Below are 22,307 nucleotides of genomic sequence, written 5' to 3'. Positions count from 1 at the left end.
GAATTCATTGACGGCAGGGCGTCCCCCCTCTCCGTCTCGGCTTCGCCGAGCCACCTCTCCTCCACTATCGTGGGCGCGAGGAACCCAAGCTGGAATGAAAGCCGCGACTCCCTCTGTCGCCTTCGGCGACATCTCCCCTCAAGGCGGGAGATCAGCACCCTCACCTCCGCCACGGCGGGACCGGCGCAAAGCGTTTGCCGATCCAGTCGGCGAAGGCGCGTGTCTTGGCGGCTTGCCCCTTGGCCGAAGGCATGACGACATAGACGGCGCCCTCGTCGGCGAGCGTCCAGTCTTCCAGCACTGGCACCAGCCGGCCGTCTGCGAGCTCGCGTCCGACCAGCCAATCTGTGCTCATCATCAGCCCGACGCCTTGCACGGCGGCTTCGACCAGCACCTCGGCGTCGTCGGTGACCAGCGGGCCGGAAACCTCGATACTGACGCGGCGGCCCGTGCTGTCGGTCATCTCCCAGGCCGGAAAGGTCTGGAAGCCCGAGAAGCCGAGGCAGCTGTGTTCCAGCAGCGCCTCCGGCGCAGTCGGCGTGCCCCGGCGGGCGAGGTAGGACGGCGCGGCGCACAGCAGCCGCCGCCGTGTCGCGACCTTGCGCGCCACCAGCCGCGAATCCTGCAGCGCGCCGAGACGGACGGCGACATCGAAATTCTCGGCGACGAGATCGACGAAACGGTTGGAGAACTCGGCCTCGATACGGACGTCGGGGAATGCGGCGAGAAACTGTGGCAGCAGCGGGCCGATCCACATGCGCCCGAACGAGCCGGGCAGCGCCAGCCGCAGCACGCCGCGCGGCCCGCCGCCGGCATGCGCCGACGCGACAGCCTCGGCCTCGTCGACCGCGGCCAGGATGGCGCGGACCCGGGCGAGGAACTCCGAACCCGCCTCGGTCAGCGACACGCTTCGCGTCGTCCGATGCAGCAGGCGCACGCCCAACCGCTCTTCCAGCGAGGTAAGGCGCCGCGACAGGATCGTGGCGTCGCGGCCGATGCGAGCCGCCGCCTTGGTGAAGGAGCGTGCTTCGGCGATTGCCGCGAAGGCGGCCATTTCGGCCAATGCTGCCGGTTCGTACGATTGCTGCATCAGGCGCAGAGCTCAAATGTAGAAAGCGAGAATTATATACCAATAGCGCAGCAGCTAGTTTCACTCAATCCCGGCCCGTCAATCGGCCCATCAACCGGAGTGAGACATGAAAGCGATCGAACTGACTGCCCCGAGACTGGACGCGTTTCGCGCGGCCACCGTTGCCACACCTGAACCGCAGCGCGGCGAAGTGCTGATCCGGCTGCGCGCCGCAAGCCTCAACTTTGTCGACGTCGCGATAGCGAGCGGCAACTATCCAGGTCCGAGCTTTCCGCTCATTCCCGTCGTCGACGGCGCCGGCGAGATCGTCGGCATCGGCGAGGGCGTGTCGAGGCTCGCCGTCAACGACCGCGTCATCGCCCATGCAAAACCGCGCTGGGTCGGCGGCCGTCCGCGGCCTTATGAGACCAGAGAGATGCGCGGGCTGACACTGCCCGGCTCGCTCGCCGAATATGTGGCGCTGCCGGCCAATGCCGTCGTGCCGATGCCGGCGCATTTGTCCTTCGAAGCGGCAGCGACGCTGCCGATCGCCGGCACCACCGCGTGGAATGCGCTTCGCGCCGCCGATGCCGGGCCGGGGTCGGTCGTCGTCCTGCTCGGCACTGGTGGTGTCTCGATCTTGACCCTGCAGCTGGCCAAGGCTGCCGGCGCCACGGTCATCATCACCTCGTCGTCGGACGAAAAGCTGGCCCGCGCCAAGGCCTTGGGTGCGGATCATCTCATCAATTATCGTGAGACACCGGACTGGGACGCCAAGGTGCTCGAATTGACCGGCGGCCTCGGCGCCGACCTGATCGTCGAAACCGGCGGCGCGGCCACATTTGCCCGCTCCATCAATGCCACGGCGCCGGGCGGCACGGTGTTTACCATCGGCTTCGTCACCGGCGCCGAGGCCACCACGAACCTGCTGCCGATCATCATCAAGGCGCTCAAGGTAGTGGGCAACAACACCGGTTCGGTATCCGACCTGCGCGACGCGGCGCGCGCCATCGGCTCCGCCCATATCGATCCGGTCATCGACACGGTCTACAGCCAGCACCAGGCGACCGAGGCCTACGCCCACATGGCGGCAGGCGGCCGGCATTTCGGCAAGCTCGCGTTCAGCCTGTCGTGGTGAGCCTGAAAAGGAGCGCGGCTTTATTCCAGCTTGGGTTCCTCGCCCCACGAAAGTGGGGAGAGGTGGCTCGGCGAAGCCGAGACGGAGAGGGGACTGCGCCCTACGAAGGCCCCCTCTCCGGCCGCTTCGCGGCCACCTCTCCCCCGCATCGCGGTGGGCGAGGAACCCAGGTCTTGAGAGGAGATCGGCAGCCTCACCGCCTCCGCCTAAATCAGCTTCTCCAGCGTGATCGGCAGGTCCCGCACCCTTTTCCCCGTGGCGTGGAATACCGCGTTGGCGATCGCCGGCGCCACGCCGACGATGCCCAGTTCGCCGACCCCCTTGCCGCCGAGTACCGAGGAATGCGGATCGGGAATACCGACCGAGATAACCTCGATGTCTGGAATGTCGGCATTGGTGGCGATGAGATAGTCGGCGAGGTTGTTGTTGACGATGCGCCCATGCCGGCGGTCGACGACGCCTTCCTCTAGCAGCGCCTGGCCGATGCCCATGATGATGCCGCCCTTCCACTGGCTTTCGGCGAGCTTGGGGTTGTAGAGCCGGCCCGAATCCAGCGCCGACACCACGCGCGACACACGAACCGTGCCAAAATCCTCGTCGACGCGCACTTCGATGAAATGCGCGCACCAGCTGTGGCGGGAATAGTCGCCCTCGGTGTGCGGCAGCGCCATGGCTATGGTGGTGTAGTTCTTGTAGCGGTCCTCGACCGTCGAATTGGCCGGCATGGTGTCGCCCTTCGCCTCGATATGCTCGCGCCCGACGCTCCTGAGCAGTTCGGCGATCGAAACTTCAGGCCCGTTGCCGCGCGGCGAGGCGATGCGGCCATTGGCGACGACGAGCGTGTTGGCCTGCAGTTCGTGGAACGGCGAAGCCGGATCGCTGATGGCGAGCCCGATCAGTTGGTCGAGCGCGGCACTCGCCGCCTTGTGCACGGCACCCGTCATCACCCCGGCCAGCCGCGAACCGCCGGTGACGCCGGCGCGGGCATAGCGAGAATCGCCGAGCTTGACGACGACGTTTTCCGCCGGCACGCCCACCACCTCGGCGGCGGTCTGCGCCAGGATAGTATAGGTACCCTGTCCCATGTCGATCGACGAGCTTTCGACCTCGACCGAGCCGTCGGCGAGAATCCGCACGACCGCCTCGCCATAGGCGCGACGCACCGGATAGGTGCCGGCCGCGACACCCCAGCCGATCAGCTGGTTACCGTCGCGCATCGAGCGCGGCCGGGGGCTGCGCTTCGACCAGCCAAAGGCTTCGGCGCCGGCCGCGAAGGCCTCGCGCAGCTGCCGTGTCGACCACGGCTTCTTCGCATGCGGATCCTGCTCGGCATAGTTCCCGAGCCGGATTTCCAGCGGATCGATGCCGACCTCATAGGCGAGCTCGTCGATGGCGCTTTCGATGCCGAAAGCGCTCGGGTTCTCGCCCGGCGCGCGCAATGCCCCCGGCACCACCGTGTTGACCCGCACGACGTTCTGCCGCGACGAGAAATTCGGCGTCGCGTACATGACCGAGGTGACCGAGCCGAGCGGCTCGACCCACATGCCGTCGACCGAGGTCTCGTTGACGCCACGATGCACGATCGACTGGATCTGACCCTCTGCGTTGGCGCCGAGCGCCACCGTCTGGCGCGTCGCCGCCCGTCCGCCATAGGCGGTGAAGGTCTGCGGCCTTGTGACCGCCAGCTTCACCGGCCGTCCCAGCATTTTCGCGGCCGCCGCCGCCACCGCGCCGTAGCCATAGGCGAACGCCTTGGAGCCGAAGCCGCCGCCAATATAGGGCGAGACAAGGCGCACATTCTCGAACGGCACGCCGAACCATTCGGCATAGGTTCGCGCCATGCCATCGAGCCATTGGCTCGGCTCCCAGACCGTCAGCTGGTCGCCCTGCCACTTTGCGATCAGGCCATGCGGCTCCATCGGCGCCTGGTATTCGCGCGGCGTGTTGTAGGCGTTGCAGATCCTGACCGGAGCCGAGGCGAACGCTGTCTCTGCCTCGCCCCATTCCTTGGTCATCGCGTCGACCGGGATACCGTCGCCGGCCTTTGGATCGCTGAGGTCGACGATCGCCGGCGCCTCGTCATAGGCGATCTTGACCAGTGCTGCGGCCGCGACCGCCTGCTCGAAACTCTCGGCCACCACCGCCGCGACATGCTGGCCGCTGAAGGTGATGTCGCGCGCCAGCGGGCAATAGGTAACGGCCGGCGGCGGCGTGCCCAGCCAGTCCGTCGCGGTTCTCAGCGGCAGCATATTGTCGGGCGTCAGCACCAGCAGCACGCCGGGTGACGCCTCGGCCGCCGTCGTGTCGATGGAACGCACCCGGCCGGCGGCAATGGTGCTCTCGACCAGTACCGCGTGGGTCAACCCCTCGAGCTGATGCTCGACGGCGTATTTGGCAGCACCGGTGATCTTGGCCGGGCCGTCGACGCGCGACAGCCGGCCGCCGACCTGATCCGCGAGGACGGCACCGTCCGAAGCGTCGCCGCGTTTGGCATCGCCGGGTCTTGTTCTCAACTCGTGAACGGTCATGCCGTTTCTCCCATTTTTAGGATGGCGCGGGCGACGACGCGCGGCGCCAGTTCGATCTTGTAGTGGTTGGCGCCATGGTCGACGGCGCCCTCGACGGCGAGCAGGCTGGCTTGCCTGACGACCTCCGGCTCGAGCACTTTGCCTTTCAGCGCCTCTTCGGCGGCGTGGGCGCGCCATGGCTTGGTGGCGACGCCGCCAAGTGCGACGCGCAGATCGCGGATCGTCCTACCGTCGGCCTCGAATTCGATGCCGACCGCGGCACTTGCCGCGGCGAATTCATAGGACTGGCGGTCGCGGACCTTGAGATAAGTCGAGCGGCGGGCGGCGGCCGAAGCGGGAATGCTGATCGCGGTGATCATCTCGCCGGGCTCGATCGCATGTTCCCGTTCGGGCGTACTGCCAGGCAGCAGGAAAAAATCATCGACGGCGACCTGGCGGTCGCCGAGATGGACGATCGCGTCAAAGGCGACGAGTGCAACGGCCAGGTCGCCGGGATAGGTGGCGATGCAGGCCTCGCTGGTGCCGAGCACGGCATGGCCGCGGGTGACGCCGCCGATCGCCGAGCAGCCGCTGCCGGGCGAGCGCTTGTTACAGGCGGGGAAATTCGCCGGATCGCGGAAATAGGGGCAGCGCGTACGCTGCATCAGATTGCCGCCGATCGTCGCCATGTTGCGCAGCTGCGCCGACGCCGCCTGCCACAATGCTTCCGAGACGGCGGGGAACCTGCTCTTGATATCGGCATGATCGGCGACGCTGCTCATCCTGGCCAGCGCGCCGATCGTCGCGCCCCGGTCATCGACGGCAATCGTGTCCAGTCCCTTGAGATGGGTGATGTCGACCACGGTCTCGGGTTCGGCAACGCCGCATTTCGCGAGATCGACAAGCGTCGTGCCGCCGGCCAAAAGCATGGCGCCCGGCAGTGCTGCTGCCTCACGGGCTGCGTTGACGGAGCCGGCGCGGAGATAGGAAAAATCCCTCATGATGTGGCCTCCACGGCCGCCTGGCGCACGGCGGCAACGATATGCGGATAGGCGCCGCAGCGGCAGAGATTGCCGGCCATGTATTCGCGGATCTCCTCATCGGAGCCGGCATGGCCCTCGCGGATGCAGGCGACTGCCGACATGATCTGGCCCGGCGTGCAATAGCCGCACTGGAAGGCGTCCTGTTCGAGGAAGGCGGCCTGCACCGCATGCAGCGTGCCATCCTCCCCGGCAAGCCCTTCGATGGTGGTGATGTCCCTGCCTTCAGCCTGAGTGGCGAGCGTCAGGCAGGCCAGCACGCGCTGGCCGTCGATATGCACGGTGCAGGCGCCGCACTGGCCCTGGTCGCAGCCCTTCTTGGTGCCGGTCAGGCCGAGATGGTCGCGCAAGGCGTCGAGTAGCGTAACGCGCGGCTCGATCTCCAGCTCACGTCGATCTCCGTTGATTTGAAGTTGGATTGGAGTTCGGGTTTTGCTTGTCATGGGGCGTCTGGCTCCAGTTGCTTGACGCGGGAGGGGTTGATCTGGCGCTCGGCCGGCGAGCGGCAAGGTCAGCTTATGGCTAGGTAAAGGCTAATCTCCCCCTTGCGGGGGAGATGCCCGGCAGGGCAGGTCCGCTTGACTTGGTGCGACCTCCGGGAGGGCCGCGGCTTGCGAGGTCGAAAGACGTGACATACCCGATCCCGTGATTACATGATAAAGGCGCTCCACAAATCGGAGGCGCCTCCGCTTATTACCTAAGGGCCTGCTCCGCCCTGTTCAAGCCCCGGATCGAAATTGGAGAAATTGGAGAAATTGGCAGGGCAGCCAGCCGTCATGCCTGGAGACAAAAAAGCACCACCGGCCCAAGCCGGTGGTGCTCTCTGGACTGTCTGTAGGGGCAGGACAGTCCAATGATCCTGAGGGGATCGTGCTCAACGTGGGCTCATTTTTGCCCCACGGCATCGGCCGAACAGATGAGGAGTGCCGGCCGCGAGGAAATATCCTCCGTCGTCATCCACCGGCCGTGCACCGGAGGCGGGCAAGATGCCTCGCCTGCCGGAACGCCGGCCCAGACTCGATCCTGTGATTATATTTACTTGCGATTATATTTGTCGGAGACGTAACGAAGGTGGAAGCGTCTCCGTTCTTGAAACGGGACCTGCCTATTCGGTTATGCTTCGGATCAACACTGGAGAAAAAATTGGCCGCGGAGCCGCCCGTCATACCTGGAGACAAAACCGAAGCCGCCGTTGCAAAACCGCTGCGCGCCGATGCGCAGCGCAACCGTGACGCGCTGGTCGAGGTCGCGGCAAAAGCCTTTGCCGCGCATGGGGTCGATGCCTCGCTGGAGGAGATTGCGCGCCAGGCCGGCGTCGGCATCGGCACGCTCTACCGGCATTTTCCAACCCGCGAGCACCTGGTCGAGGTGGTCTACCGGCGCGAAGTGGAAGGACTGTGCCAGGCGGCCGACGAGCTCGCTCGCGATCATCCGCCCGACATGGCGCTCGAACAATGGATGCAGCGCTTCGTCGACTACATCGCCACCAAGCGCGGGCTGTCGACAAGCCTGCGCATCCTGCTCACGACCAACTCAACCCTGTTCTCCGACGTTTCGGGCAGGGTCACGCTCGCTTTGCGGCGGCTGATCGATGCCGCGGTCGCCCACGGCTCGATCCGCGGCGACGTCGATGCCTCCGACGTGCTGCATGCGCTGGGCGGCATCTATTCGGCCCCCGACACCAAGGACTGGCGCCACCGCTCGCGCCGATTGGTGTCGCTGCTGATGGATGGGCTGCGGTTTGGAGCGGCCAAATCCGGCCCATCCAAGGAATGACGAATGCAGTGACTGTCCTTATTTCAGCGAGATGCTCATACCGCTGAGATCGGCATTGACTTGCAGGCCTACCTGCCTGCCCGTGAGTTCGAGTTGGGCACCCTTGTCATTGGTCATGACGATCACCTGGGCCCCTTTGCCGAGCGCGCCGCCACCGCCCGCTGCACCGTACACCCCCGTCACATCCCGGGCGCGGCGTATGTGGCGCACGGTACCTTTGAAATAGGTCTTGGAGGCGCCGAAGGCGAGGCCGCCCGAGATGCCGCCGACCGAGATGGGATATCGGCGACCATGGAAGGTCAGTGTGCCCTCGCCTCCGGAGCCGCCGATGAAAAAGGCCGCCTTGTAGATGGCGAAGCGGATCGTACCGCTGTCGGCATGCGCGACGCTGGCAAAGCTAAGTGCCGCCGCAGCGATGACCGCAACCGCGACTGAACGAAATCTGGACGAAATCTTCATGATGAGAACTCCTCAAGATCGCAGCATGCCCAGCCGGCCGGGCACGTCGGCGTCGTATCAAAGTCATAGCTGAACAGTCTCGCCCGTCATTGGTTCCAAGCACCCGGCCTGAATCCGGCTGCGAGAAGACCGCTACGAAACGAGGCGGATGGCGAGCATAGTCCTGGCTGTAAGAACAGTGGCCGAATGGTGGGGATCCGTCGCCGGCGCCCTACGAAGACGTAGGTGTTGAAGCGGAATGGTATTAGTCTGCGCTGTCTGGGGTTTCGGGGAGCGCGGCAAAAGAATGGATTTGAACTCGGGCTATGGCTACCTGCTGATCGGCGGCCTGATCCTGGTCGGTGCCGGGCTCCTGGTCCTTTCGCTGATCGTCAATCTTCGCGTGGCGCAAAGTGTGCGTGACGACGTACGCCATCGTGAAAAGCTGCTGGAATATTATCGCAATATCTTTTCGCAGCTGGGCGTGATCCTGATCGGGATTGGCGTGTCGCTTTTCATCTTCTTTTTCCAGCAGAATTATCAGGACCAGCGCAAACGCGAAACGGAGCTCCAGCAGGTTCTCGCCAAACTGGCGGCGCGTATTGCCCGCGGCAGCGCTGTCGTGGAGGCCCTCGGCGAATTCGATGCGCTGCTGGATGATGGCGGCGCCTATGTCAGTCCGGAACTCGGCGGCAACAATGCCGCCGTCAGCGCCCACGGGACGGCGCTCGCCAAGCAGGTTTCCCAGATCCTTCTGGTCGAGCGCGACGTCGATGTTCAGGGATTCGATATTCTCAATCTGTCACGCGATTTCGAAGCATCGTTCGTCGTCAACGAGCTCAACCCCACGCTATGGTTCAACATCGTCCGGGACGAGAGCGACATCAAATATGCCACCACCCAGATCGCCTTGGATTACAAGGACCTGCAGGATGCGATCGGCGGCGAGCCGATCGAGGTTGCGATCGCCAATCCCGAAAAGGAGCGGAAGATCAAGCAGGAGGTGCTCGACGTCTTTTATGATGCCGACCTCCTGCGCCAGCGCAGCAGGCGGTTTCTCGGCCGCGCGTGCTGGCTTTTCAGCAAGGGGCGCGGCTTCGTCAAGCTTGCACCGGCCAATGAGATCGAAGCCGATGCCAGATCGCACCAGGAATGGATCGACCGGTCGAAACCCTTCCTGACGCAGGCGGCATCGGGCAGCGGCGATTGCTTCAAATTGCTCCGGTTCGGCCCGGCATCCTGAACCGGCAAAGGCTCCCTGATCGCCGGTGGCTAATCCCCCACGCGCTGCAGCGTGCCGAGATGATTGTCGTTGAGAAAATCAATGGTCACGGCCGACGCCTTGCCGTCGGGGCCGACGGCAAAGCTGACGGCCGAGGGCCTGTCCGGCATCTCGGCATCGGGGAAGGTCACGAAGAGGTCGCGGTCGAAATGCTTCAGTGGATAGGACCGCGCACCGGCGGGCCCGACCTGGAGGACGAGAGCCTCTCCTTCGCCCGACACAATAGCATCGCCGATGAAGTCGTTGAAGTAACGGCCGGCATAGGCGCTGGCCGGCCCGGCCGGACTTGCCGGAGAGGGCGGCGCGGCATAGGTGGCCTTGGCCGCCGCAATCGCAGGGCCGAACATGCCTGCATAGATATCATCCCATGCCTTTACCTTGTCCTTCCCCAGCGTTCCGTCGAAGACGAGATCGGCGAAGCTGTCGGACAGTCCCTCCGGCACGCCTGTCGGAAAGGCGTTGGCGATGACGACGATGCCAAGCTTCTCCTCGGGAAAGAGCATCACCAGACTGCGTGCGCCGGCGCTGAAGGCGCCCGCATGACCCCAGATCGGCCCGTGCCGGCCGAATTCGACATTCCAGCCGAGGCCATAGAATGCCTCACCTCCGGAGACGGGGTTCTTGCCGCGAACCATCAAGGGAATATGTGTCTGGTCCAGCGCATCCGCGGTAATGAGTCTCTTGCCGGCATAGACCCCGTTGCCGAGCACAAGGCGCATCCATTGCGAGAGATCGCGTGCGGTGGAACTGACGCCGCCTGCTGGCGCCTGCGCATCCGGATAGCGCTGGACCTTCGCTGCCCAGGCGCCATCGATTTTGACGTGGAGTTCGGCACGATTGGCGTGCTTGATGAAGTCCGAATGACGCGAAGTGGTCGAGGCCATTCCAAGCGGGCGGTAGAGCTTCTCTTCGGCGACCTCTTCCCATGATTTGCCTGTCGGCTTCGCGGCCGCGACGGCACCCTCGGTCAGTCCGAAATTACTGTAGGAATAGCCGGCACGAAAGCTCGATGACGGCGACACGAACCGCAGGCGGCGCAGGATCTCCGCGCGGTCATAGCCGATGTCCTCGAGGTCGTCGCCGGCGGTGCCGGGAAGCCCGCTGCGGTGCGCAAACAGGTCGCGGACCGTGAGTTCGCTGGTCGGATAGGGCTGTGCGAGCCGGAAAGCCGGATCGAGGTCGGCGATCTTGGAATCCCACGAAGCAATCCCGTCGCTGACCAGCGCCGCCACGACGGTGGCGGAGACCGGTTTGGAGAGCGAGGCTATCTGGAAGACCGTGTCCGCATCGACGATCTCTGGTTTTCCGGCTTCGCGATGGCCGAACCCCCTGAGGAAGATCACCTCGTCGCCATGCACGACGCCGATGGCCAGACCGGGCACGCTACCATCCGCGACGACGCCTTCGGCGAGTAACTTGAGCTTCGCAAGGGCCGCGGCGATCCTGTCGGGTGGGATGGTATCGGCCGACGCCGCTTTCGGCAAAAGCACCATGATTGCGATGAAGGCCAACATCCTCCAACGGAGGTGGTTCCGGTTTGTGAATACCCGCATGCTCGGCCCCCTCCGCTTCACCGGCGTGCACTATCGCAGGCCGACGCAGGGAAGGCCAGCCTCACGCTCGACCCGCAATCCATTGACGGATGTCCGCTTCACACCAGTCGAAATTCAGACAGCCGCGCCTGAGCTAGGATGCAGCGCGCAGGCGGAGGCGCCGCCTGCTGACGCGGGCCTTCTCCGCCACCGCGGCGGTGATCTCGACCACGCCGTCTTCACGCGGTCTGGCGTTGGTGACCTTGTGGAGCCGCTCGTAGGGCAACAGTTCCTTGACCCGGGCTTGAAGCGACGCGACTTCGGCTCGCAGATCCTCGCATTCCTGCCTCTGGACGTCGAACTGTATCTGTTCGGAAGCCTGCTGCAGGGAAAGCTGCGAAAAATTCGCGCTGACCGCGGAAAGGTTCATCTTGTCGTTTTCGCTCTCCTTCATGAGAGCGGACAATTTTTGCTCGACAATTTGCTTTTCCGCCACCGCGTCGCTCGCTTGAGCCTTGAGCCTGGCGATCTCGCTGGCGGCTTCGCTGCTCTGGTTGGAGGCGGCCTCCAGTCGCGATCGGAGATCCTCGATTTCAGAGCGCAAGCCGGTCATCTCCGCGACACCGCGTGCAAGCTCAGCTTGCCTGTCACCGTCCCTGATGCGGGCCGCTTCCGTCATTTCCGATAGCTTCGCCTGCGCCATATCGAGCGATTTCTGCAGCCGCATCTCCTCTTTCTCGCTCTTGCCAAGCGCGGCCAGCAGTTCCGAAACCTGGGCGGCGTCATTGGCATGGACAGTCGAGAGTTCGTCCAGCCTGTGCCGGGCCTCGGCCTCCCGTTTCAGCGCCTTATCGAGGTCGATTGACAGGCTGACATGTTTCTCCCGCAGCGTCTCGTTCTCGCGCGAGCGTCTGTTGGCCTCGACGGCTCTGGCCGAGAGCGTTTTGACAAGCTCGCCGAACTCGGCCTCGCGTTTTGCGCTCGCATTGCCTGCCACGACGAGTTCCAGCCTTGCCGCAGCCAGCGCGCCGCGAAGTGCTTCCTTGTCCTCGACCAGGCTCGCCTCGTGCTGCTGCAGGGCCTCGATAGCGCTGTCGCGCTCGCGCTGCTTTCTGGTTGCTTCGTGGAGCTGTTCGGACAGCACTCTTTGTTGCGCGGTCAGGCCGGTATTTGCCAGCTCCAATTCGTTGGCGCGAAGAATGTCGCCGTGGAGGAGTTTCAGGAATTCGCCCGTCAGATGATGCGAGGTCGCGATCTCCGACAGTTTCGCGTTGATTTCCCCCAGATACTCCTGCGCGTCGTGAAAAAGCCCATCGACCGCACTTAAGGCAGCCAGCCGGGTTTGCGTATGGGGGGTCAGCCGTCGTGCGGTCTCGAAGGCATCCGCATTGGCCTCAAGTTGCGAGCTGTCATCCGTTGCCGCGAGATTCTCATCCGACACCGTCTCATCCGGCACGGTGACGTCGTTCAACGGCGACTGATCGTCCACGTTGAGACATTCGCTAAACGCATCCGCCAAATCGGTTTCGAGCTCCTTGAACGCCCTCTCCACAGTCTCGGCACGCTTGATCAAACCTTTGAAATTCATGACCGAATATCCCTCTCGTGCAGCGCCGTTACGGAGCGGACTTTCAACACTTGACCCTCGCCTCCCCCGGATGCGGGTTCATCTCCTGACATGCGCTCTGGCCGACGCACGCTAGGGACAGGCTTGGCCACTGTCCTCGTGTGTTTGAATGACGCAAAGCCGTGTTCTGCCGCGCACCATACCCGAGCCGTTGGCGCCGCTCGCAAAATGCCCACTCATTTCACCCGAAACGGATATGAAGCGGCGCAAGCATGAGGATCGCCTGGTGACTGTTGTAAGGATCGGGCGAGCGCCTCGGTGCTCTGCAGCAGCTACAAGTCACACTCGGACGAGGCGCGTTACGGCCGGGAGGCCTGACCTAATAAATGATTGTGTTGAATACGTTTCGCTGATTAGCTGCTGTGCATTGACCAGGGACAAGACCGATAAATGTTGTCCCGGGAGGACCGCGATGCCGGTGCTTGAGGTTCGCCACGTCTCCAAGAATTTCGGGGCTATCCAGGCCCTGACTGACGTCAGCTTCCAGGTGGAGCGAGGCGAAGTCGTTGGTCTGATGGGGGACAACGGGGCCGGCAAATCGACGATAGTCAAGACCGTGGCCGGGAATTTTCCTCCGAGCGACGGCGAAATTGTAGTCGAGGGCGAGGTTTGCCACTTCCACCAACCCATCCAGGCCCGCGCCAAGGGGATCGAAGTCGTTTATCAGGACCTGGCGCTCGCCGATAATTTGACAGCCGCGCAGAACGTCTTTCTGGGCCGCGAGATCAAGAAAGGCTTCTGGCCGATCAGGATTCTTGACAAGCAGGCAATGATCGACCGCTCGGCAGCGCTGTTCAAGGAACTCAAATCGGAAACCCGGCCGCGCGACCTTGTCAGGAAGATGTCGGGTGGGCAGCGCCAAGCGGTCGCCATCGCGCGGACCCGGCTTTCGAACGCCAAGCTGGTGTTGATGGATGAACCGACGGCCGCCATTTCCGTACGCCAGGTGGCGGAAGTGCTTGAATTGATCCGACGCCTCAAAGCGCAAGGGGTAGGCGTCATGTTGATCAGCCACCGCATGCCTGACGTTTTCGCTGTCGCAGATCGAATCATCGTGCTCAGGCGAGGCTCGAAGGTTGCTGACAAGGACGCCGGCAACACCTCGCCCGAGGAAATCACCGGACTGATAACGGGGGCCATCCGTGGCGAATAGTGCTCGGGAGTCAGTTAGTGTTAGGGAGTCAGTCGGGGAAACCGGCCGGCCGGCCATGTCGGACTTCGTCTCGACCAACGAAAAAACGGCTCTCCAACGTGTGCTTTCGAGTCAGCCCTTCTGGGTGATGATCGCGCTCATCGCTCTCGTCATTTTGATGACAGCCATGGAACCGAGCTTCGGCACCTCCGAAAACGTCGCCAATGTGACGCGCAACTTCGCACCTTTCGGCATCATGGCCCTCGGCATGACGATCGTGATCATCACCGGTGGCATCGATCTGTCGGTCGGCTCGATCATGGGCCTCGTGGTCATCGTCGCCGGTCTGTTCCTCACTTGGCATTATCCCTGGTACGTCGCCTTCGCCATGGGCCTTTTCTCCGGTCTAGCCTGCGGCGCGGTCAACGGATTCTTTGTCGCCTATGTCGGGATGCCGTCCTTTGTGGTCACCCTCGGCATGCTGTCCGTCGCGCGCTCGCTGGCGGTCGTATTCTCGGCCAACCAGATGTTCTACCAGTTCGGGCCCGATGCTCCGATCGTGAAGGCGATCGGTCAGGCGAAATGGCCGCGGCATGGACCCGAGGATTGGGCACCGCACTGGATACCAGAACTGTCATCGCAGTTCTGGACCATGGTGATCCTGGCCCTGATTGTCGGATTCGTGTTCAATTTTACTGCCTGGGCGCGGCATCTCTTCGCCATCGGCGGAAATGAGGAGGCGGCACGGCTCACCGGCGTTCCGGTCAATTGGATTAAATTCCAGGCCTATCTTTTCTCGGCTTTCACTGCCTCGCTCGCCTCGCTCCTGCTCCTCGGCTACAACGGCTCGGCCATCAATGCCATGGGCCAAGGCTATGAGCTGCGCGTTATCGCTGCGACAGTCATTGGCGGCGCCAGCCTCATGGGCGGCGCCGGCACGGCCTTCGGTGCGATCATCGGTTCGGCCTTTCTCGAGGTGATCAGGAATGCGCTGCTGATGGCCGGCATCGATTCAAACTGGCAGGGTGCCTTCGTCGGCGCCTTCATCGTTCTTGCGGTTCTCTTGGGCATGCAAACCGGCGGCAAATCGATTCTCGCCGCGTCGCTGGCAGTCTTGATGCCCAAAAAACGCCGCTAGAAACCCGCCGGCGGGAGGCCCGCGGGATCACACCAAGGAGGAGAACGTCACATGAAAAAACATCTGCTCACGGCCGCCGTCGCGCTTGGCGCAATGGTGCTCGCCGTTTCCGGCGCCCAGGCGAAATACACCTTCGCCCTCGTGCCGAAGAACATGAACAATCCTTTCTTCGACCAGGCACGCGACGGCTGCAAGAAGGCCGAAGCCGAATCCAATGGCGCTGTGGAGTGCATGTATATCGGTCCCGGCGAACATGGCGGTGGCGACGAGCAGGTGCAGATCGTGCAGGACCTCGTGGCCAAGAAGGTGGACGGCATCGCCGTGTCGCCATCGAACGCCGCGGCGATGGCGGTTGCGCTGCAGGCCGCCAAGGAAGCCGGCATCCCGGTCCTCACCTGGGACTCCGATCTCCTGCCCGAAAACAAGGATCTGCGCGTTGCCTATATCGGCACGCACAATTATGAGATCGGCGAGAACCTCGCCAAGCTTGTCATGCAGATCAAGCCTAAAGGCGGCACGATCTGCATCCAGTCCGGCGGCGCCGCGGCGGCCAACCACAACGAGCGCATGCAAGGCATTCGCGATACGCTTTCGGGCACCAAATCGGCGGCCTCGCCCGGGGATCGGCTGACGGGCCAGAACGGCTGGACCGAAATCGAAGGCTGTCCGCTCTACACCAACGATGATTTCCCGCTTTCGGTGCAACAGTTCGAGGATATCATGGCGAAAAACCCGAACCTCGACGCATTCGTCCCAACCGGTGGCTTCCCGCAGTTCATCCCTGATGCCAACCGCGCCGCGGTCGGACCGTACAAGGACAAGATCGCCTCGAAGGCCCTGGCCCTTGTCGTTGCCGACACGCTTCCGGTACAGATCGACCAGATGAAGGAAGGTTTCTCCCTTGGCCAGGTCGGCCAGCGGCCGTTCGAGATGGGCTACAAGACGATGATGGCGCTGAAGGACATGAAGGAAGGCAAGGCTCCGCCGGCCGACCCGACCTACACGGGCCTCGATGTCTGCACTCCGGAGACAGCCGACACCTGCGTCGCCAAATAGTGCTTTTGGGCGGGAGGAAACTCCCGCCCTTTTCATAGGGGATCTCAATGCCGGAATTGTTCTCGCTCAAGGGCCGTGTCGCGTTGGTCACGGGTGCCTCGCGTGGTCTTGGTTTTGCCATGGCCAAGGCACTTGCGGAAAACGGCGCGACGGTGATCGTCAATGCCCGCGACATGGCCGCCCTTTCCGTAGCGGCCGAAAGGATCGGTGCAGAAGCCCTGCCGTTCGACGTCACCGACGCGGCGATCTCAAGGGCGTCGCTCGAAGGAATCGTCGAACGCCACGGCCGCCTCGACATTCTGGTCAACAACGCCGGCATCCAGCATCGTAAACCGCTGGTCGAATGGGAGGACGAGGATTTCGACCATGTGGTTGCCGTCAATCTGTCGGCTTGCTTCCGCATGATGCGCGACGCGGTGCGCCTGATGCTGCCAAACAAGTTCGGGCGCATAATAAACACCGGATCGGTCGCAGCGATCCTTGGCCGTCCCACCATTCACGCCTATGTGGCGGCAAAGGCGGGCCTGCACGGGCTGACACGCTCCACTGCTGCTGAGCTGGGCCGTCACGGCATCACCGTCAACGCGATCGCCCCCGGCTATTTCGCCACCGAGCTCAACACCGCACTTATGCGCGACGAGGCCTTCACCAAATGGGTCGAGGCACGAACCCCCGCGGGCCGCTGGGCCCAGCCTGAGGAGCTCGGCGGAGCCGTGGTGTTTCTCGCCTCCGACGCTGCCGGTTACGTCAACGGGCACGTGCTGGCGGTTGACGGCGGGCTATCGGTTTCCCTGTAACCGGCAAACTGCGTTGAGGAATTTCAACCGGGCGACACTGTGCCGGCAGGGTGTGTCTGCTAGCTAGCCGCTTGAAATGACGAGTTGCTGCATCTGCTGCTGGCCCGGGTCCTCTACGCGGACGCCCACGCCAGACGATTGGATGACGCGCCGTATTGCAGCCGCCGACTTTCGATTCGCAACGGGTTATTTCGACGTCTGGCGGCATCGGTGCTTGATGCCGCCAATATTTCATTCCACACACCGGTCACGATGACGGACGAGATACGGGATCAGCGCCAGGTATTCAGGTGGGCCTTGCCTGCCTCCGCGGTCCTGCATTTGCTCGCCGCCGCGCTTCTTTTGTCCGCACTGCCGGTGTCGCCCCCGCAACCGCAGAAGGAGCAGGCCATCGGGGTGGATCTGGTGCCACCGCCCAAACCATCGGAGAAAGCCAAACCTCCGCCTCCCGCGAAACCGGCCAAGCCCGAAAAGCCGCCGGAAGCAAAGATCGAGACGCCGGCGCATCCGGAAGCCGACCCTCAGAGGCCCGTCTTCCAATTCGGCGAGAAGGACGCTGGTCCTCGCAAGTCTCTGGACGGCAACAGTGCGGAGGATGGTTCGCAGTCACCGGCGGCGCCGCAAGATCCGGATAAACAGGAGCTTGCGCAGCCAACTGCCGTGACAGCGGCCGAAGGGAAGGACCAGGCTGCGCAGCCGGCCGCGGCCCAGCCGCCGAACCCAAACTCGACCGGTGTCGCCAAAGCCCAAAGGCCCTTGAAGCTTCAGGAAGCGAAGAGATTGTTCTCGAAAACAGCAACCGGTGATCCGGTAGCGACAACCGCCATGAGAAATGTGCCGCGCGCCGTGCGGATCGGTCAGCTCTGCAACACGGAGCTCGCACAGCAATTGGTGCACGCGTCGCCCCCCTATTTCCCAGACAGCTTGCTTGAGTATCGACTGAAGGCCGGCACGGTCATGAACGTCGCCAGTGCGCCGTTCCCTGCAAACGGGCAGTGGTACGATCTGAGTTTTCGCTGCGAGGTCGATCCGGACGCGACGAAAGTCGTGTCGTTTGCCTTTCGTGTTGGAAATCCGGTGCCGCGCAGCGAATGGAAGCGCCGCGGGTTGCCCGCCGAATAGGGGGTCGAGGCCACGGAGGCTGGCTGTCCGGCGCCATCAAATCCGGCCGGCGATGTCTTCGCGCGCCCCGGGTGACCGAACCAACACACGCCAAAAGTGGCTTTCGTCAGCGGCCGCCGAAGTCTAGCATACGGCTTTGGGAGGAGGGTTCGATGACTTCAAGTTTCAACGTTCACCATGCTGCCGGCTATGAGCAGCTCATGGGCCGCTGGAGCCAAAGGCTCGCGCCGCTGTTCATCGGCTTCGCGGGCCTTAAGGACGGCGAAACGATCCTCGACGTCGGTTGCGGCACCGGCAGCCTGACCTTCGCGCTCGTCAAGGCCGCTGACCTCAGTGAGGTGGCCGCGATCGACTTTTCGGCCGTTTTCGTCGAGGAGGCAATCCGGCGCAACACCGATCCGCGGATAAAAATCCGCCAGGCGGATGCCTGTGCCCTGCCTCTTGAGGACGGCGCGTTCGACCGTGCCTTGGCGCTGCTCGTGCTCCATTTCGTGCCCGAAGCCGGCAAGGCAGTCGCCGAGATGCGTCGCGTCGTGCGGCCGGGCGGTGTGGTCGCGGCGACGGTATGGGACCATCTCGGCGGCATGCCGGGGATGCGCATGATGATCGACACGGTGGCGGTGCTCAGCGAAGGCGGACGCCAGCTGCGCGCCCGCTATTGCACCCAGCCGATGATGCAGCCGGGTGAAATGAAACGGACCTTTGTCGAGCAGGGTCTCCGCGACGTTACGGAGACCGAGTTGATGATCCGCATGGACTATCAAAACTTCGACGATTACTGGGCGCCGATAGCCGCCGGCGAAGGGCCGCTCGGCAAGTATGTAGCCACGCTCGACGCGGAAGAGCGGGCGCGCACCGACGCCGCCATGCGCGACGCCTACGAGGCCGGCCGGCCCGACGGCCCGAGGTCCTTTGCCAATGTCGCCTGGGCCTGCCGCGGCGTCGTTGCCTGACATTGGCGCTAATGCATGCCGCGCAAAAGTGGGCAGCGGTTTTGCGGTAACGACATGCATAACAAAGAACCTAAAGCGCGTCGCATGAGGCCGATCGAACGCGATGCGCTTTAGCCGATCCCGTAGACCAGCCCGACGCGGCCGTCCGACAGCTGTTCGACCTTGCGCAGTTCGAGCCCACGACGATTTTTCGCCGTCCCAAACAGCGGCTTTCCTTCACCGGCGAGCAGGGGATAGACGATCAGCCTGAGTTCATCGACCAGCCCGGCATCGATAAGGCTCGCGGTAATTCGGGCGCCGCCCATAAGGTAGATGTCCTTGCCGGGCTGCTGCTTGAGGGCAGCAATGTCCTCAAAATTCCGTACGAAGCGCGTCTTTGGCCAGGCCGCCGAAGTCATTGTGTTCGACAGCACATAATGCGGGGTCTGCGCGGCGAAACGGGCCCATTCGAGCTCGGCCGGCTTCGGCAATTTGCCGGTCATCGGCAGCGGCTTGTCGGGCTCGTTCTGGATGGCGCTCCAGTAGCGCTCGTAGCCGGCATACATGACGCTGCCAAGCAGGCAGGCGTCGATTTGCGGCGTCAGGCCGTATTCGTCCGACCACGCGTCGACCCAATCGGCGTAACCCTCTGGGCCCTCCATTTTGCCGTCGACGGAAATTTTCATTCCAGTGATCAATTTACGCATGACTTCCTCCATCAGGCTTGCGGGATGCAAGCACGTTTCATCAGTTCATCGTTGCTTCGTGTGACTGGCGGCGACCTCAGGGATGGCCGCCGCGAGTTACATCAGGCCGGCAGGCGGCGGTCGTATTCTTCCCGCAGGCGGCTCCAGCCGTCCCAGAACGAGGTCGGTGTCTTGCCCGCCAGGCGGGCGGCCAGCAGGTCGAGGTGTATGTGCCAGCCGGCAGTGATGTTGAGCTGGATTGCACGTTCCGGCAGGCGCCGATGGACGACGGTGAGCAGCACATCGCTACCCTTCGCCTCCAGCAGGAAGGAGACGCCGCCGGTATTTCCCCAGGTGATGGAAAGCTTGCGCGGCGGATCGAGTTCGGTGATCCGGCCCTCCATCCGGTGCTCTTCGGGAAAGCCCGCGGGGCGCTGGCCAGGCGGGTCGGTCAGCTCGTCGTTACGCCAGACGAACTCGAACGAGCTGCCCGCCTTCATTTCCATCTGGCCCGCGGCCATCCATTGCCGGCGCAGGTCACTCTCGGTGAGATAGGCCCAGATGCGCTCGATGGGGCCGGGCAAAAGGCGCTGGATGGTGAACGTGGCGGGCTCGCTCAGCTCGCCATAGGCATCGATGGTTCTCATCTGATTCATTGCTCGTCTCCTTCTTTCGGGTTGGGCGATTTCCTGGGCTCATTCTGGGCTTTGCGTGCGTCCTCTTCGCGAAGAAGGCGTTCGAGAACATCGAGACGCCCCGTCCAGAAGCGCTCGTAGAAGCTGAGCCACTGATGGGCGCTGGCCAGCGGTCCGGGGGCTAGTCGGCACAGATGCGTGCGGCCCCTCACCTCTCGACGAATAAGTCCTGCATTCTCCAGCGCCTTGATGTGCTTGGAGGCGGCCGCGAGCGACATCGCGAAGGGTTCCGCCAGCTGGCTGACCGTTTTCTCGCCATCGGCGAGATCGCGAAGCATGTGCCGCCGGGTGGCGTCACCAAGGGCGTGAAAAACCGCGTCCATCTGGGGTGTCTCTAATTCAACCATGTAGTTGAATATAGACGCACGCTTTGAGATAGTCAACCGTTCGGTTGAATAATTGGGGGAAAACCCTGCTATGGCAGATTCAGCAGAATTTCAGAAATCTTCCGGTACGCGCCCGTTCTTTGGCTTCATTGTTCTCAAGAAAGAACCGGATGAGGTCGACCATGTCACTGAATGAGAACACGCGCCAAGCCGCCCGGCAAGAACTCCTGGAATTTGCATCCACCGTCATGGCTGCGTCGCCTTGTGCGCCATGCCTGGAACAATGTTCGAAATGCTGGAGATCATGGCCATGGAGAGGCGGATGACTTCCAGCCAAAGTAAAGGCGAACCAAATTCTTCTGATCCCTTGACGTCCGCGCCGATTGAGACCCCAATCAGGCTGCGTTTGGTCGAGCTGGTCAGATCGGCATTCAATGTCGCGAGAAAACCCAGGGAACGTACCACTGGCACTTGGCAGTTGCGAGCTTGATCTTGCCCGCGGGCTGCTGCTGCGCGACGGGAAACCTGTTGCACTGCGTTCCAAGGCGTTTGATCTGTTGACCTATCTCAGCAGGAATGTCGGGCGTGTCGCGACCAAGTCGGAACTGATGTCCGCGGTGTGGCCCGATGTCTTCGTAACCGAGGACTCACTGACGCAGGCGGTCAGGGAGTTGCGAAAGGCGCTGAACGACGAAAGCCAAACCATTATCCGCACGGTCGCCAAACGCGGCTACATCCTCTCTCGTCTCGAAGCGCCAAAGCAAGAGCGCGCTGGACAGCCGAGCGTTGCGGTGCTGCGTTTCACCAATGAAGGTGCGCCGGAAGACACCCCTCTGGTGGACGGCTTTGCCGAAGACATCGTCAACGCGTTGGCTCGCTTCGGAACGGTCGTCGTGCTGGCGCGCAATTCCGGCTTTGCATTCGTCTCGGATTCGGCTTCCGATTGGCGTGCCGTTGGCGCCAGCCTTGGCGCAACCTATCTGGTCCGCGGCAGGGCGACTACTCGCGCAGACGGGATGCGGGTCACTGTCAGTCTCACTGCCGCCTCGACGGGTGGAGTCTTGTGGAGCGATACCTTTTCTGCGTCTGGCGGCCAGATCTTCGACATGCAGGAAGAAATCGCTCGCCGTGTGGTGAACCGGCTGGTCGCTCGGCTCGACGACGCAGGTGTCAAGCAGGCAACCCCAAAGCCTCCCGACAGTTTGGCTGCATACGAGCTTCTGCTGCGCGGACTGGCCCGTCTGCGCGGTTATAATGATGATGACAACGAGGCTGCGCGCGGTCTTTTCCAGGCTGCGGTCGACAAAGACCCGGCCTATGCACTGGCGCATTCCTACGTCGCGCTCGCCGATCTCATTATCGGTGGCTATGCCGAGGCATCCCCGGCATTGCTTGGTTCGGTGATCCACCGCGCGGAGTGTGCGGCGACCTTGGCGCCGGAAGAGCCACGCTGCCATCGCGTACTCGCCCAGGCTTTCATCTCGGCCCGTCAGTTCGATGCGGCTGAACATCACCTTCAACGCGCGCTCGACCTCAATCCATATGACGCCGATACGATTGCGCAAATGGGGTTCTTGCTGACGATGAGAGGCAGGCCTCTTGAAGCACTCGCGGCGGTTGACAATGCGATACGGATCAACCCGATCCATCCAGACTGGTACCACTACGATCGCGCCATCGCGCTATACTCAGTCGGAGATTACAAGGCCGCGATTGTCAGCATGTCCAAGGTCCCCTCGAAGACGCCCTGGCGACTTACAAGGCTGGCGGGGTGCCACGCGCAACTCGGCGACCTGGAGGAAGCTCAGCGCATCATGGCAGAGGTCAAGCGGATAGCGCCTGACTATTCGCCACTGGAGTTTGCGCAAACCGGGATTGCCTTCGAACATGCGAGCGACGTTGAACACCTCGTTGCCGGCGTCGCCAAAGCACTTGCGGCTTATGAGGCCGGCCTGGTCGGCGGCCTGCCCGGACATCGTGAGTAGCACCGCACTTATCGCGAAGGGCTGACGAG

At 63.1% G+C, this 22,307-nt stretch carries 21 protein-coding genes; 10 read left to right on the top strand and 11 right to left on the bottom strand.

The window, feature by feature from the left end:
* Nucleotides 1-160: 160 nt before the first annotated feature.
* Nucleotides 161-1,090 carry a LysR family transcriptional regulator gene (locus tag NKH70_RS10700; RefSeq protein ID WP_352915597.1) on the bottom strand — a complete coding sequence of 310 codons (930 nt, stop codon included), beginning with the start codon at nucleotides 1,088-1,090 and terminating at the stop codon, nucleotides 161-163.
* Between the two features lie 106 nt (nucleotides 1,091-1,196).
* Here NKH70_RS10700 and NKH70_RS10695 point away from each other — a divergent pair, with 106 nt between their 5' ends.
* Nucleotides 1,197-2,207 carry a zinc-dependent alcohol dehydrogenase family protein gene (locus NKH70_RS10695; RefSeq protein ID WP_352977353.1) on the top strand — a complete coding sequence of 337 codons (1,011 nt, stop codon included), beginning with the start codon at nucleotides 1,197-1,199 and terminating at the stop codon, nucleotides 2,205-2,207.
* Nucleotides 2,208-2,413: 206 nt separating this feature from the next.
* On the opposite strand, the gene NKH70_RS10690 is transcribed toward NKH70_RS10695, so the two are convergent.
* The 3 genes from NKH70_RS10690 to NKH70_RS10680 are packed head-to-tail and all read right to left on the bottom strand — an operon-like array spanning nucleotide 2,414 to nucleotide 6,197.
* Nucleotides 2,414-4,735, bottom strand: coding sequence for a xanthine dehydrogenase family protein molybdopterin-binding subunit (locus NKH70_RS10690; RefSeq protein WP_352915593.1), 2,322 nt, complete (start codon nucleotides 4,733-4,735; stop codon nucleotides 2,414-2,416).
* Nucleotides 4,732-5,715 carry an FAD binding domain-containing protein gene (locus NKH70_RS10685; protein ID WP_352915590.1) on the bottom strand — a complete coding sequence of 328 codons (984 nt, stop codon included), beginning with the start codon at nucleotides 5,713-5,715 and terminating at the stop codon, nucleotides 4,732-4,734. The genes NKH70_RS10690 and NKH70_RS10685 overlap by 4 nt, the downstream gene beginning before the upstream one ends.
* Nucleotides 5,712-6,197, bottom strand: a complete 486-nt coding sequence (locus NKH70_RS10680) for a (2Fe-2S)-binding protein (protein ID WP_352915588.1) — start codon at nucleotides 6,195-6,197, stop codon at nucleotides 5,712-5,714. Before NKH70_RS10680 ends, NKH70_RS10685 begins: the two co-directional genes overlap by 4 nt.
* Nucleotides 6,198-6,897: 700 nt before the next feature.
* Between NKH70_RS10680 and NKH70_RS10675 the strand changes: the two genes are divergently transcribed.
* Nucleotides 6,898-7,530: a TetR/AcrR family transcriptional regulator gene (locus NKH70_RS10675; protein ID WP_352915585.1), complete on the top strand. Its 633-nt coding sequence runs from the start codon at nucleotides 6,898-6,900 to the stop codon at nucleotides 7,528-7,530.
* A gap of 18 nt (nucleotides 7,531-7,548) precedes the next feature.
* Here the strand turns inward: NKH70_RS10675 and NKH70_RS10670 are convergent, their stop codons facing one another.
* Nucleotides 7,549-7,989 (bottom strand): lipid-binding SYLF domain-containing protein, encoded by a 441-nt coding sequence (locus tag NKH70_RS10670; protein WP_353025227.1) that lies wholly within the window; start codon nucleotides 7,987-7,989, stop codon nucleotides 7,549-7,551.
* A 286-nt stretch (nucleotides 7,990-8,275) separates the two neighbouring features.
* On the opposite strand from NKH70_RS10670, the gene NKH70_RS10665 reads away from it, so the two are divergent.
* Entirely contained in the window at nucleotides 8,276-9,211 is a 936-nt protein-coding gene (locus tag NKH70_RS10665) for a hypothetical protein (RefSeq protein ID WP_353025226.1), read from the top strand.
* 29 nt (nucleotides 9,212-9,240) lie between these two features.
* On the opposite strand, the gene NKH70_RS10660 is transcribed toward NKH70_RS10665, so the two are convergent.
* Together NKH70_RS10660 and NKH70_RS10655 are read right to left on the bottom strand one after the other, a co-directional pair.
* On the bottom strand, nucleotides 9,241-10,764 hold the full coding sequence (locus NKH70_RS10660) for a serine hydrolase (protein ID WP_502908342.1): 1,524 nt from the start codon (nucleotides 10,762-10,764) through the stop codon (nucleotides 9,241-9,243).
* 172 nt (nucleotides 10,765-10,936) lie between these two features.
* Complete coding sequence (locus NKH70_RS10655) at nucleotides 10,937-12,370, bottom strand: coiled-coil domain-containing protein (protein ID WP_352915577.1); 1,434 nt, start codon at nucleotides 12,368-12,370, stop codon at nucleotides 10,937-10,939.
* 451 nt (nucleotides 12,371-12,821) lie between these two features.
* Here NKH70_RS10655 and NKH70_RS10650 point away from each other — a divergent pair, with 451 nt between their 5' ends.
* From NKH70_RS10650 to NKH70_RS10625, 6 genes are all read left to right on the top strand, one after another.
* Nucleotides 12,822-13,562: an ATP-binding cassette domain-containing protein gene (locus NKH70_RS10650; protein ID WP_352915575.1), complete on the top strand. Its 741-nt coding sequence runs from the start codon at nucleotides 12,822-12,824 to the stop codon at nucleotides 13,560-13,562.
* 55 nt (nucleotides 13,563-13,617) lie between these two features.
* Nucleotides 13,618-14,679, top strand: a complete 1,062-nt coding sequence (locus tag NKH70_RS10645; protein ID WP_352915572.1) for an ABC transporter permease — start codon at nucleotides 13,618-13,620, stop codon at nucleotides 14,677-14,679.
* Nucleotides 14,680-14,730: 51 nt separating this feature from the next.
* Nucleotides 14,731-15,735: a sugar-binding protein gene (locus NKH70_RS10640; protein WP_352915570.1), complete on the top strand. Its 1,005-nt coding sequence runs from the start codon at nucleotides 14,731-14,733 to the stop codon at nucleotides 15,733-15,735.
* Between the two features lie 47 nt (nucleotides 15,736-15,782).
* Entirely contained in the window at nucleotides 15,783-16,532 is a 750-nt protein-coding gene (locus NKH70_RS10635; RefSeq protein ID WP_352721107.1) for a glucose 1-dehydrogenase, read from the top strand.
* 84 nt (nucleotides 16,533-16,616) lie between these two features.
* On the top strand, nucleotides 16,617-17,654 hold the full coding sequence (locus NKH70_RS10630) for a DUF930 domain-containing protein (protein WP_352721105.1): 1,038 nt from the start codon (nucleotides 16,617-16,619) through the stop codon (nucleotides 17,652-17,654).
* Between the two features lie 152 nt (nucleotides 17,655-17,806).
* Nucleotides 17,807-18,607 carry a class I SAM-dependent methyltransferase gene (locus tag NKH70_RS10625; RefSeq protein WP_352721104.1) on the top strand — a complete coding sequence of 267 codons (801 nt, stop codon included), beginning with the start codon at nucleotides 17,807-17,809 and terminating at the stop codon, nucleotides 18,605-18,607.
* Between the two features lie 110 nt (nucleotides 18,608-18,717).
* Here NKH70_RS10625 and NKH70_RS10620 read toward each other — a convergent pair whose 3' ends face one another.
* The 4 genes from NKH70_RS10620 to NKH70_RS10605 form a co-directional block, all read right to left on the bottom strand.
* Nucleotides 18,718-19,293, bottom strand: a complete 576-nt coding sequence (locus NKH70_RS10620; RefSeq protein ID WP_352721102.1) for a dihydrofolate reductase family protein — start codon at nucleotides 19,291-19,293, stop codon at nucleotides 18,718-18,720.
* 101 nt (nucleotides 19,294-19,394) lie between these two features.
* Nucleotides 19,395-19,928, bottom strand: a complete 534-nt coding sequence (locus tag NKH70_RS10615) for an SRPBCC family protein (RefSeq protein WP_352721100.1) — start codon at nucleotides 19,926-19,928, stop codon at nucleotides 19,395-19,397.
* Nucleotides 19,925-20,314 (bottom strand): ArsR/SmtB family transcription factor, encoded by a 390-nt coding sequence (locus NKH70_RS10610; protein ID WP_352721098.1) that lies wholly within the window; start codon nucleotides 20,312-20,314, stop codon nucleotides 19,925-19,927. The genes NKH70_RS10615 and NKH70_RS10610 overlap by 4 nt, the downstream gene beginning before the upstream one ends.
* A gap of 225 nt (nucleotides 20,315-20,539) precedes the next feature.
* Nucleotides 20,540-20,728 (bottom strand): hypothetical protein, encoded by a 189-nt coding sequence (locus NKH70_RS10605; protein ID WP_353025224.1) that lies wholly within the window; start codon nucleotides 20,726-20,728, stop codon nucleotides 20,540-20,542.
* Between NKH70_RS10605 and NKH70_RS10600 the strand changes: the two genes are divergently transcribed.
* Nucleotides 20,728-22,278: a winged helix-turn-helix domain-containing tetratricopeptide repeat protein gene (locus tag NKH70_RS10600; protein WP_352721096.1), complete on the top strand. Its 1,551-nt coding sequence runs from the start codon at nucleotides 20,728-20,730 to the stop codon at nucleotides 22,276-22,278. The two genes, NKH70_RS10605 and NKH70_RS10600, sit on opposite strands and share 1 nt — an antisense overlap.
* Nucleotides 22,279-22,307: the final 29 nt, after the last annotated feature.

The sequence above is a fragment of the Mesorhizobium sp. M0991 genome (assembly GCF_040318915.1).
Lineage (GTDB): Bacteria > Pseudomonadota > Alphaproteobacteria > Rhizobiales > Rhizobiaceae > Mesorhizobium.
Note: the sequence above shows the minus strand (reverse complement) of the source record. Positions and strands in the feature narration are given on the sequence as shown.